The 12,359-nt window shown below is 65.5% G+C and carries 10 protein-coding genes and 1 pseudogene; all 11 read left to right on the forward strand.

Annotated features, from left to right (window positions below; translation table 11 throughout):
* The first annotated feature begins 153 nt into the window (after nt 1-153).
* Nucleotides 154-780, forward strand: a complete 627-nt coding sequence (locus tag AC2CQI_RS05285) for a response regulator transcription factor (protein WP_075803594.1) — start codon at nt 154-156, stop codon at nt 778-780.
* Entirely contained in the window at nt 767-4,411 is a 3,645-nt protein-coding gene (locus AC2CQI_RS05290) for a transporter substrate-binding domain-containing protein (protein WP_484579415.1), read from the forward strand. The genes AC2CQI_RS05285 and AC2CQI_RS05290 overlap by 14 nt, the downstream gene beginning before the upstream one ends.
* 114 nt (nt 4,412-4,525) lie before the next feature.
* Entirely contained in the window at nt 4,526-5,722 is a 1,197-nt protein-coding gene (locus AC2CQI_RS05295; RefSeq protein ID WP_484579416.1) for an EAL domain-containing response regulator, read from the forward strand.
* Between the two features lie 115 nt (nt 5,723-5,837).
* A complete protein-coding gene (locus AC2CQI_RS05300) occupies nt 5,838-6,299 on the forward strand; it encodes a YbjN domain-containing protein (protein WP_075803592.1) in 462 nt (153 codons plus the stop codon).
* Complete coding sequence (locus AC2CQI_RS05305; RefSeq protein WP_075803591.1) at nt 6,296-7,237, forward strand: peptidylprolyl isomerase; 942 nt, start codon at nt 6,296-6,298, stop codon at nt 7,235-7,237. Before AC2CQI_RS05300 ends, AC2CQI_RS05305 begins: the two co-directional genes overlap by 4 nt.
* 95 nt (nt 7,238-7,332) lie before the next feature.
* The gene (locus AC2CQI_RS05310) at nt 7,333-7,911 is read left to right on the forward strand and encodes a flavin reductase family protein (protein ID WP_484579417.1); all 579 of its coding nucleotides are present in this window, start codon (nt 7,333-7,335) and stop codon (nt 7,909-7,911) included.
* 171 nt (nt 7,912-8,082) lie between these two features.
* A complete protein-coding gene (locus tag AC2CQI_RS05315; RefSeq protein WP_484579418.1) occupies nt 8,083-8,754 on the forward strand; it encodes a helix-turn-helix transcriptional regulator in 672 nt (223 codons plus the stop codon).
* A 9-nt stretch (nt 8,755-8,763) separates the two neighbouring features.
* Nucleotides 8,764-9,561: a PhzF family phenazine biosynthesis protein gene (locus AC2CQI_RS05320; RefSeq protein WP_484579419.1), complete on the forward strand. Its 798-nt coding sequence runs from the start codon at nt 8,764-8,766 to the stop codon at nt 9,559-9,561.
* A complete protein-coding gene (locus AC2CQI_RS05325; RefSeq protein ID WP_484579420.1) occupies nt 9,558-10,478 on the forward strand; it encodes a pyridoxal-phosphate dependent enzyme in 921 nt (306 codons plus the stop codon). Before AC2CQI_RS05320 ends, AC2CQI_RS05325 begins: the two co-directional genes overlap by 4 nt.
* A 100-nt stretch (nt 10,479-10,578) precedes the next feature.
* Nucleotides 10,579-11,484, forward strand: coding sequence for an SDR family oxidoreductase (locus AC2CQI_RS05330; protein WP_484579421.1), 906 nt, complete (start codon nt 10,579-10,581; stop codon nt 11,482-11,484).
* Between the two features lie 265 nt (nt 11,485-11,749).
* Nucleotides 11,750-12,253 (forward strand): annotated as a pseudogene (locus AC2CQI_RS05335) (DUF4142 domain-containing protein); the annotation flags it as partial.
* Between the last annotated feature and the right edge of the window lie 106 nt (nt 12,254-12,359).

Here is a 12,359-nt window from a genome sequence, read left to right on the forward strand (position 1 = left end):
TCCTGCGCCGACACAGGAAATGTCTGATGCACATGTGCCCGTCCGGCAACCGATACTGCGTGCCACAAGGTAGTGGCACTTTGACGCTATTGCGACTGGTTGCGATTCAGCACTGCCCGCCGACAGGTATGTCACCCAGAGAGTGAGGGACACATGTACACAGCCTTGATCGTCGACGATCACCCATTCATTCGTGCCAGCGTGCGCATGCTGCTGCGCCAGGAGAACATCAACATCGTCGCCGAGGCCGACAACGGCGTGGATGCCTTGCGCATGATGCGCGAGCACGAGCCGGATATCGCCATCCTCGACATTTCCATTCCGCGCATGGACGGCCTGGAGATCATCACCCGGGTCAAGTCGGCGAACATGCGGATGAAAATGCTCGTGCTGACCTCCCAGGTGCCTGGTTATTTCTCCATGCGTTGCATGCGCCTCGGGGCCTCGGGCTTCGTTTCGAAGAACGACGACCTCACCGAGCTGCGCAAGGCGGTCATGGCGGTGCTGTCGGGCTATACCTATTTTCCCGAGGTGTCGCTGAGTTCGGTGAACCGCTACGACTGCCAGGCCACCGAGGCGCAGCGCATCGAGCGCCTGACCGACCGCGAGCTGCTGATCCTTCAGCAACTGGCGCGTGGCCTGAGCAACAAGGTCATTGGCGAGACCATGCTGCTGAGCAACAAGACCATCAGTACCTACAAGACCCGCTTGCTGGAGAAACTGCGGGTCGATTCCCAGGTTGACCTGGCCGACCTGGCCAGGCGTCATGACCTTATCTGAGCGGCGCTGGCCGCTGAAGCGCCTCGTCCGCCTGCTGCTCCTGCTCGGGCCCTGCCTGTGGCTGGGCGCCGCCCTGGCCTGGGGCGAGGCGCCGAGCCTGCTGGCCCGCTCCAGCCTCGGCGACCAACTGCCGCTGCAGCTCGAGGATGACGACCGCCGATGGCTGTGGGCGCGGCGCACGCTCTGGCTGGGGGTCAGCCGTCCGGACCGGGTGCCGTTCGACATCACCACCATCGGGCGCGATTACGAGGGCCTGACGGCGGACTATGCCGGCCTGCTCGGCGAATTGCTCGGCCTGGACCTGCGGGTGCGCCGCTATGCCAGCCGCAACGCGGCATTGGACGCCCTGGCCCGCGGCGAAATCGATCTGCTCGGCACCTCCAACGCCGACGAGGCGTTGCGCAGCGGCCTGCTGCTGTCGCAGCCCTATGCGGAAAACCTCCCGGTACTGGTCAGCCGCAATGACCGCGCGACGCCAGCGGACCCGCACCAGCCCGGTGTGCGCCTGGCCCTGCGCGAGGGCTATCTGTCCACCGAGCGTGTGCACCAGCTGTTTCCCCAGGCCGTGCCGGTGGTCTACCCGTCGGTACTCAACGCCCTGGGCGCCGTGGCCTTCGGCCAGGCCGATCTGTTTATCGGTGACGCCCTGGGGTCGCGCTACCTGCTGCAAAAAAGCTATCTGAGCGCCCTGCAACTGAGCGCCGCCGAACGCTTCCAGGATGGCCACTACGGTTTTGCCCTGAGCCCGGCCAACCGGCGCCTCAAGGCGCTGGTCGACCAGGCCCTGGAACAGATTCCCGAGCAGACCCGCCAGGACATCCTGCGCCGCTGGAACGCCGGCAGGGCCGGTTTCGTCGAGCCCCAGCGGCTGGACCTGACGCCGGACGAGGAGGCATGGCTGCAGCGCAATCCGCGAATCAGGGTGGCCATCGACGAGCAGTTCCCGCCGGTCACCTACCGCGACGACAACGGCGCGTTCCGCGGCATCAGCGCCGATCTGCTGGAGATCATCAGCCAGCGCAGCGGGCTGGCGTTCGACATTGTCGAACGCGCGGGCTTCAACGAGATGACCCGGCGCCTGGAGGCCGACGAGGTCGATCTGCTGGCCGCGCTGCCGTTCAGCCAGGACCGTCAGCAACAGGTTGCCTTCAGCCGCTCCTGGTTGAGCAACGGCCTGGTCCTGGTGACCCGCGACAACGTCCGCTTCGACAGCCTCGAGCAACTGGACGGCAAGCGCCTGGCGCTGGTCGAGGGCAGCGTGATCGAGGACTACCTGCGCGAACAGCACCCGGGTATCCGTCCGCTGTGGAGCGACGGCCCGCTGCAAGCCCTGGAGCGGGTCGTCAGCGGCGAGGCGCATGCCGCAGTGGTGAGCCTGATCGGCGCGCGCTACAGCATCGCGCGCTTTTACCGCGGCCAATTGCACATCAGCGCCGCGCTGCCCCTGCCGGCCCTGCATTTCGCCTTTGCCGGGCGCCGTGACGCCAGCGAGCTGATGTCGATCCTCAACAAGGTGCTGCTGAGCATCAGCCCGCAGGAAATGGACGACCTGACCAGTCGCTGGCGCAGCGAGGTCATCATCGCCGACACCTATTGGCGCAAGTACCGCGGGATGATCCTGCAGACCTTCCTCATGGCCGTGGCCTTGATGTTTCTCGCGGTGTACTGGATTCGCAGTCTGCGCCGCCAGGTACGCCGGCGCCAGACAGCGGAAAAGGCGCTGAACGAGCAGGTGGAGTTCATGCGGGTGATGATCGATGGCACGCCGAACCCGATCTACGTGCGCGACCGCCGCGGGCGGCTGATCACCTGCAATGTCAGTTACCTGGATGCCCTGGGCGTCACCTTCGAGTCGGTGATCGACCAGGCGCTGCCGGAATGGTTGATCGGCGCAGCCCAGAGCCGCCACTGTCGCGAAGCCTCGCGCCAGGTCATTGCCCTCGGCCAGAAACTGGTGGAGGACCGCGAGCTGGTGCTCGGCGGCCGGCGCATCACCATCTATCACTGGATGCTGCCGTATCGTGGCAGCGACGGTGCGGTGAAGGGCCTGATCGGTGGCTGGATCGACATTTCCGAACGCCAGCAGCTCTACCATGCCCTGCAACAGGCCAAGGACGAGGCCGAGGCGGCCAACCGGGCCAAGACCCACTTCCTCGCGACCATGAGCCATGAGATCCGCAACCCGCTCAACGCCCTGCTGGGCATGCTCGAGCTGGCCCTGCGCAAGTCCGGCGAGGGTGTGCTCGACCGCCTGGCCCTGGAGGTCGCCTCCGGCGCAGCGCGGGGGCTGCGTGACCTGGTCGGCGATATCCTCGATATCACCCGCATCGAATCAGGCCATTTGACCCTGGCGCCACAGCAGGTGGACCTGTATCGCGAAGTGGAAAGCACGGTGCGTCTGTTCGAAGGCCAGGCCCGGCAAAAGCGCCTGCAACTGAAACTGGACATGGAGGGCCACGGGCCGGTGCAGGTGCTGCTCGACCCGCTGCGCTTCCAGCAGGTGCTGTCGAACCTGATCAGCAATGCCATCAAGTTCACCGACGAAGGCCTGGTATGCGTCACCCTGAGCCTGGAGCTCGGCGCCGAACGGGTTGGCCTGCACCTGGCCGTGGAAGACACCGGGGTCGGTATTCCGGCCGACGAACTGAGCCAACTGGGCCGGCCGTTCCGCCAGGCCAGCAACAACCTGCAGGGCGCGCGCAGCGGCACGGGCCTGGGCCTGAGCATCAGCCATGCGCTGTGCGCCATGATGGGCGGCGAGATGCACCTGGACAGCACCCTGGGCGTCGGCACGCGGGCGCAATTGCGCCTCGACCTGCCGCGGCTGACGCCCTGCGCAGAGACCCTGGCCAGCCTGCCTCAACCCGAGGCCGGGGAGATGGCTGCGCTGGACATCCTGGTGGTGGATGACTACCCGGCCAATCGCCTGCTGTTGCAACAGCAACTGAGCTACCTCGGCCATCGTGTGGTCACTGCGGCCAACGGCCATGAGGGCCTGCGCACCTGGTTGCGCCAGCACTTCGATGTGCTGATCACCGACTGCAACATGCCCGGTATGAACGGCTACGCCCTGACCCGGGCGGTACGCGAGGATGAACGGCGCAAGGGCAAGTCCTCGGTGCTGCTGCTCGGCTGCACGGCCAACGCCCAGGCCGAGGAGCGCGTGCGTTGCCTGCGGGCAGGCATGGATGACTGCCTGTTCAAACCCCTGGACCTGACGGCGCTGGCCGCCAGGCTGGCGCCCCGCGCGCAAGAGCGCCTGGCGGTCGAGCCCGGCGCTGCTGGCGTACTGGGCGAGGGCCATGACCTGTCCAGCCTGCGCCAGCTCACCGGCGGCGATGACCAGGCGATCAAGGACCTGCTGCGCGACCTGTTGCTGAGCAACCGCGACGACCTCGCGCGCCTGGCCGAGCTGCACCCCGAGGACCTCGGCGGGCTGGCCGACCTGGCCCATCGGGTCAAGGGCGGCGCGCGAATCATCAAGGCGCGCTGGCTGCTGCGGGCCTGCGAGAACATCGAGCAGGCGGTTCACGGGCCGCGCAAGACGCAGCCCATCGAGCCCCTGGTGGCTGACCTGCGCCTGGCCATGGCGACCCTGGCCCAGCGCCTGGAGCAGGTCTGCCGGGCCTGAGCCAGTACCGCTGGTAGCCGTCGGAGAATTCCGTCGCTGGCTGGGAAGTCTCCTGATTTATCCGCAGCGAAGCGGTAGCACCATGACGTTTCGACCTTTGCGAGGGAAGTGGATGTGCCTGCCAAGTTTTTGCGTGTATTGATTCTCGAAAACCAGTCGTTCCAGCGTGCGATTGCAGTGAAGATCCTCGGCCAGTTGGGCTGTCGCGAGGTATTCGAAGCCTGTGACGGCACCGGGGCGCTGGCCTTGCTCGACCGTATCGGCCGGGTCGATGTAGTGGTGTGCGACGTGCGCATGGAAGGTATGGACGGACTGGAATTCATTCATCGTGCCGCGCGGGCGGCACTGATCGGCGGGGTGATCGTCAGCAGCGGCCTGCATGCGGAGGTGCGCCGGGCGATGGCGCAATGGGTCAACGGGCTGGGGATCGCGTTCCTGGGCGATGTCGGCAAGCCGCTGCACCTGGACAGCATGCGCCTGGCCCTTGAAGGCAGCCGCCAGCCGGTGGTCCTGGCGCTGCCGGCGCCGGCCCCGGCCTGCGGGGTCAGCGCAGCGGATATCCGCCGCGGGTTGGCCTGCAACGAATTCGTTGCCTGTTATCTGCCGCGCTGCGACCTGGGCAATGGCGAAGTCCGCGGTGTCGATGTGCTTGCCCGCTGGCACCATCCGCACCTTGGCCCGCTCGAGCAGAACCGCTTCATGCCGGTGCTGGAGAACACCGCTCTGCTCGACGACCTGCTGCTGACGCTGCTCGAACAGGGCCTTGAACTGCAGCGCGAGCTGTTCTCCAGCGGCCAGATGCTGCGCATGTCCTTTGCCCTGCATCTGGAGCAACTGGGCCGCCGCGGCCTGACCCGGCGGATCAAGTCGCTGATGCAGTTCCAGCGCTCGATGGGGCAGGGCGTCGCCTTCGAGCTGAGCTTCGCCGAGCCGGTGCAACCCACGGTCATTCACCTGGAAAGCCTGGTTCGCCTGCGCCTGCTGGGTTGCGCCCTGGCCCTCGGCGAATTCGGCTCCCACGCCGGCTCGCTGCAGCGCCTGTGCCAGTTGCCGTTCAACGAGGTGCGCACCAGCGCGCGGTTCATGCACGAACTGGAGCAGCAGCCACGCCATCGTGCGGTCTTGCGTGGCTGCCTGGGCATCGCCCGCAGCCTGGGTCTCGGAATCACCGTGACCGGTGTGGAAAGCCCCGAGCAGCATTTGCTGCTGATGGACATGGGCTGCACCCTGGGCCAGGGGCGGTATTTCGCGCCGCTGCTGAGCGCGGAAGAACTGCTCAGGCGCCTCGGCAGTAGCGCACGGAACGGATGAACGGTAGCCCGATCGTTGCGAAGAAGGTTTGCGTACGCGCTATACCGGCTACTATCAATGTGCTACAAATTTTGCCTTGTACTTCAAACTATTAACTGCACAAGGAAGTAGATTCATGACTGAAGCCACCCTGATCGAAGTCGTAACCGCCGATTCCATGACCACTCTGCTGCAGGACGCCGGTTGCCGCGTCAACCGCATCGAGCAGAACCAGGTCGTTCAGCTGCAGACCGCCAGCCAGGGCATCGGTTACTCCGTACGCTTCGGTAACCACGCCAGGGAGCAGGGCGAGTTCCTCGACTTCACCTACAGCTGCGCCCTGCGTGTCCAGGGCGAGATCCCGGAAAACCTGGTCAACCAGTGGAACATCTCCCGTCGCTTCGCGCGCCTGTCGTCCCAGGGCGAATTCCTGGTGCTGGAACAGGACGTCGTGGTCGCCGACGGCGTCAGCCCGAAAAACCTGCTGGGCTCGCTGGTCCTGTGGGATCGCGTGCTGCAGGAGTTCGTCATCTACCTGCGCGACTTCAGCCGTAACCTCGCTGCCGCACAAGCTGCCGCAGAGGCCAACGCCTCGTGAGTCGCAAACTGTGGGCCGGCGCGGGTGCGCTGGCCATCCTTGCGGTGGCGGTAGGGCTGGCCCTGCGTCCGGGTGCCGACCCGGTCGCGGCCAGCCGTGCGGTGCCGGAAGCCACGGCCAGCGGTACCGCCCTGGCCAGCCTCGGTGAACAAAAGGTCGATGCCGACGAGCTCAAGGCGCTGTTCGCGCAACTGCCGGTGCAGGCGCGCCAGCAACTGCGTAACGACCGTTCGGCCCTGGAAACCTGGATCCGTGCCCGTCTTGCGGAAAAGGCCCTGTACCAGCAGGCCGAGGCCAAGGGCTGGTCCAAGCGTCCCGACGTGGAAGCCCAGACCCGCGCGGCCACCGAGCAGATCGTGTTGCGCAGCTACCTGAACAGCGTGACCGAAGTGCCCAAGGACTTTCCCAGCGACGACGAGCTGAAACAGGCCTACGAGAACGGCAAGGCAGGCTTCCAGGTGCCGGCGCTGTATCGGGTCAGCCAGATCTTCCTCGCCGTGCCGGATGAGGGTGCCCTGGAGTCGGTGCGCAAGCAGGCGCAAAGCCTGGCCAAGCGCGCCCAGGCCAGCGATGCGGACTTCGCCGAACTGGCGCGCTCCTACTCGCAGGACGCCGGTAGCAACAACCGCGGTGGCGACACCGGCCTGCAACCGCTGAACCAGCTGTTGCCGGAAGTGCGCGGTACCGTGGCGAAGATGAAGGTGGGGAACGTCAGCGAGCCGCTGCAAAGCTCGCTGGGGCTGCACATCATCAAGCTGACCGAGCTGCTGCCGGCGCGGGTGGCGACCTTCGACGAAATGCGCGGGCAACTGCGTGATGCCCTGCGCGCCCAGCGCCAGGAGCAGGCGGCCAAGGCCTATGTCGAGAACATGTTCAACACCGCGTCGCTGACCATCGACGGGAAAGTGCTGAACCAGGTGATCGAAGCGGAGAAGTAGCGTCCGCCGGGGCCGGTCAATGACCGGGTGATTCTCTACCGCGGGTGAGTCAGTATTGGGGCCGCGTTTGCAGCCCCATTACTCCCGAGGTAACCATGTCTCCCCACTTCAAGCCTGTCGACCTGAAAAAAGCCTACCGCCTGCTCAACCATGGCCCGACCGTGCTGGTCTCCGCCAGCCACGCCGGCGTCGACAACGTCATGGCTGCCGCCTGGGCCTGCGCCCTGGATTTCGACCCGCCCAAGGTCACGGTGGTCATCGACAAGATCACCCGCACCCGCGCGCTGGTGGAAAACAGCGGCTGGATGGTGCTGCAGGTGCCCAATGCCGGGCAATTGCAACTGACTCACCAGGTTGGCAGCCACAGCTTGGCGGAAGCGCCGGACAAGCTGGCCCGGGCTGGCGTCGAACTGTTCCGCGTCGAGGGCTATCCTGCGCCGCTGGTGGCAGGCTGCTCAGCCTGGCTGATGTGCCGGGTGATCGACGAACCGCATAACCAGAACACCTATGACCTGTTCATTGCCGAGGTGGTGGCTGCCTGGGCGGACGAGCGCGTGTTCGAGGAGGGGCACTGGGTGTTCGAAAAGGCCGATCCGGCGTTGCGCAGCGTGCACTATGTGGCGGGTGGGCATTTCTATGCCATTGGTGAGGCGCTGGATGTAGAGCAGCCTTGAGGGCCTCATCGCTGGCAAGCCAGCTCCCACAGGATTGTGCAGCGCCGCGAACCCTGTGAGAGCTGGCTTGCCAGCGATGACTGACCAGAGAACAACAAGAAATCTGGCTTTCTGTTGAATATTCAACTTTATGTTGATATTTTTCCTGTCCGATTCTGACGGACAGCCCCCATGCCCCCCGAACGCCAGCTCGTCCTCGACGTCCTCCAGGCCACCGTGCGCATGCTCGGTACCGTCCTCGGCCGCAACACCGAAGTGGTCCTGCACGACCTGACCCGACCCGAACACTCGGTGCTGGCCATCGTCAACGGCCATATCAGCGGCCGCCAGGTTGGCAGCCCGATCCTCGCCGGCCTGCGGCATGACCGTGGTTTCGACGCTGTGCTCCACGCTGCGCTGGAGAAGGGCAGCCAGACCCCGGTAGTGATCGGCAACTACCCGACCCAGGGCCACGACGGCAAAACCTTCCGCAGCGCCACCGCCGTGTTCCGCGATGCGGCCGGCGAGCCGTTCGCCAGTCTTTGCGTCAATACCGACCTGAGTGGCATCGCTGCCGCCCAGGCCTGTCTCGAACAATTGCTGGCCACCTCCGAAGCCCCGGCCCCCGCCCCGGAACCCACCCCGGACCTGGAACAGCTCATGACCCGCATCATCGACGGTGCCCTGCTGGACGCCCGCGCCCAGGGCGTGCGCTTCGGCAAGGCGCAGAAGCTCGAAGCGGTACGGCAGATGCACGACGGCGGCCTGTTCATCGTCAAGGGTGCGGTGGAGAAGGCCGCGGCCGCCCTCGGGGTGAGTCGCTACACCGTCTACAACTATCTCGAAGAAATCCGCAACGGTTGAGGAACCCCCATGCAACTTCCGATCTATCAGGTCGATGCCTTCAGCGACGGCATCTTTGGCGGCAACCCGGCCGCCGTGTGCCCGCTGGACAGCTGGCTGGACGACGCGACCCTGCAACGCATCGCCGAAGAGAACAACCTTTCGGAAACCGCCTATTTCGTGGCAGAGGGCGAAGGCTACCGGCTGCGCTGGTTCACCCCGGGCATGGAAGTGGACCTGTGCGGGCATGCCACCCTGGCGTCGGCCTGGGTGCTGTTCAACGAGCTCGGTGCGACCGATCAGACCCTGCGCTTTTTTACCCGCAGCGGTGAGCTGCGGGTAAGTCGCGATGGCGAACGCCTGGCGCTGGACTTCCCGCTCAAGCATCCGCAACCGGCGCCAATGCCGGAGGGATTGGCCGAAGCCCTGGGCTGCGAGATTCTCGAACTGCAGCGCAGTGACGACTACATCGCCGTAGTGGAAAGCGCCGCCGTGATCGAAGGCCTGCAACCGGACTTCGCGGCCCTGAGCCGCTACGACGTGCGCGGTGTCGCCGTCACTGCGCCGGGCACGGGCGAGTTCGACTTCGTCTCACGCTGGTTCGGGCCGCAGGTCGGGGTCAATGAAGATCCGGTGACCGGCTCGGCGCATACCTCGCTGGCGACCTACTGGTCCCGGCGCCTTGGCAAGACCCGCCTGAGTGCCCGCCAGGGTGGCGCGCGGCGTGGCCAGTTGCACTGCGAACTGCCGGGCAATGGCCGGGTGATCATCAGCGGCAGAGGTGCGCTGTATATGCGCGGCACCTTGTACCTGGGAGAGCGCGCATGAGCCTGCATCTGGATACGCCGTTGCTGGCGTCGCGGCCGCTGAGCCTCGCGACCGGGCAGGACGTCTGGCTGAAGATGGACGCCCTGCAGCCTTGCGGTTCGTTCAAGCTGCGCGGCGTCGGCCTGGCCTGTGAGCACTTCGCCCAACAGGGCAAGCGTCGCTTCGTCTCGTCCTCCGGCGGCAATGCCGGTATCGCGGTGGCCTATGCCGGGCGCTGTCTCGGTTTGCCGGTCACTGTGGTGGTTCCGGAAACCACCACCGAACGCGCACGCCAGTTGATTCGCCAGGAAAACGCCGAGGTTATCGTTCACGGCAAGGTGTGGCAGGAGGCCAATGAGCTGGCACTGTCGCTGGTAGGTGCCGACGACGCGTTCATCCATCCCTTCGACAATCCGCTGCTATGGCAAGGCCATGCCATCCTGGTGGATGAAGTGGCTGCGGCCGGGATCAAGCCCGACGCCGTGGTCGTGGCAGTCGGCGGCGGCGGCCTGCTGTCGGGCGTCGCGCAAGGGCTGCAGCGCAATGGCTGGTCTGATCTCCCGGTTTTCGCCGTGGAGACCCTGGGAGCAGCCTCGCTGGCGGCGGCGGTGGCCGAGGGTGAGCTGGTCACCATCGACAGCATCGCTACGGTGGCCACCTCGCTTGGGGCCAAACGCGTTTGCGACGAGGCCTTCCGCATCAGCCAGCAGATGAACGTGGTCAGCCATGTGGTCAGCGATGCCGAGGCGCTGGATGCCTGTGAGCGTTTTCTCTCCGACCATCGCGTGCTGGTGGAGCCGGCCTGCGGTGCCGCCCTGGCCCTGGCCTACGCCCCGAGCGAAGCCCTGCGTCAGTATCAGCGCGTGCTGGTAGTGGTCTGCGGCGGTGTCACGGCGTCCATCGACCAGATCCGCGAATGGCGCAAAGCCGCGGACTGACCGCCTGTCGGCCCTGAGCCCGGCCCGGACAAACCTTCCCGGACCGCATCCTCTCTCACCTCCACGAGCCTGAAGTTTTCCGTTCCGTGGAGGTGTTCCGATGTCGACGAAAAAACACGACCAGTTCAGCATGCAGAACCCGCTGACCCAGTACCCGCAGCCGCCGTTTCCGGCCCAGGGCCAGACGGCGCCGGGGCTGGATGCGCACATGAACCCGGAGCCGGACCATGGTGAGACCACCTACAAGGGCTTCGGTCGCCTGGCCGGGCGCAAGGCGCTGATCACCGGTGCCGACTCGGGTATCGGGCGCGCCGTGGCCATCGCCTTTGCTCGCGAAGGGGCAGATATCGCGCTCAACTACCTGCCCATCGAGCAGGCTGACGCACGGGAGGTGGTGAAACTGATCGAGGCCGAGGGGCGTCGGGCTGTCGCCATTCCTGGTGACCTCAAGGACGAGCGCTTCTGCAAGGAACTGGTGGACCAGGCCCATGAGCAACTGGGCGGGCTGGATATCCTGGTCAACGTCGCTGGCAAGCAGGTGGCGCGCAAGGACGTGGGGCAGGTCAGCAGCGAGCAGTTCGACGCGACCATGAAGACCAATGTCTATGCGTTGTTCTGGCTGTGCCAGGCGGCGGTGCCGTTGATGCCGGCGGGGGCGACCATCATCAATACCGCTTCGATCCAGTCGTACCAGCCATCGGCGACCTTGCTGGACTATGCGACCACCAAGGCGGCGATCGTGGCCTTCACCAAGGCGCTGGCCAAGCAGGTGGTGGAGCGCGGGATCCGGGTCAATGCCGTGGCGCCGGGGCCGATCTGGACGGTGCTGCAGCCTAGCGGCGGGCAGCCTTCGGAAAAGATCCCGCACTTTGGCGAGCAGGTACCGATGAAGCGGCCGGGGCAGCCGGCGGAGTGCGCGCCGTTGTATGTGCTGCTGGCTTCGCAGGAGTCGAGCTATATCACCGGGGAGGTGTTTGGAGTGACGGGGGGCAATCCGTTGCCCTGAACCATATTGAAACCCTGCATCGTCCCCTGTGGGAGCTGGCTTGCCAGCGATTTGGCCCTATCTGACAACATCATTGCCAGTGCCGACCTCATCGCTGGCAAGCCAGCTCCCACAGGGTACGGTGCAGGCCTCAAAGGCAGGATTTCTTTCAGGAGCTCCTAAACCAGCGCCAACCTTTCCTCGCAAAAAAGATGAACCTCGGTCCCGGTGCCCGGCTCAGAACAACTAGTGACACCAGAACCGGAACTGACCCGAGGATTCAATGATGAACACACTGTTGCGTAGCGCGGGCTTTGCCCTGGCCTTCACCCTGGCGGGCGCGGTGCATGCCGCCCAGGATGCCGACGACTTCGTCGAGGACGCCTCGGCCAAGGGCGTGGCCGAAGTGGAAGCGGCCAAACTGGCGCAGGAGAAAGGCACGGCGGCGGATGTGAAGACCTTCTCCGCGATGATGCTCAAGGACCACGGCGCAGCCAACGAGAAGCTCAAGGCGCTGGCGGCGAGCAAGAAGCTGGAAGTCTCGACCGATGCCGACCTGATCGACAAGGCCAAGGCGATGATCCTGGAACTGCGCGGGGCCAAGTCGTTCGACCAGGCCTATGCCAACAATCAGGTCAATGCCCATGAGGCGGCGATCAAGCTGTTCGATGACTATGCGAAGGATGGCAAGGATGCGGAACTGAAGGCATTTGCCCAGGAGACGCTGCCGACTTTGAAGGCGCATCTGGAGAAGGCTCGCCAGCTGGCTGCGGCCCATGGCGGGAGTTCGGTAGGGCCGGGCGCTACCACCCGGGATGCGGTGGATCCGGTGGTGCCGGGGCCTGGTGGGGTGCCGACTACTCCGAAAGACCATTCGGAAACCACCAAGCCATAGA

It is taken from the genome of Pseudomonas sp. P2S-1 (assembly GCF_057197725.1).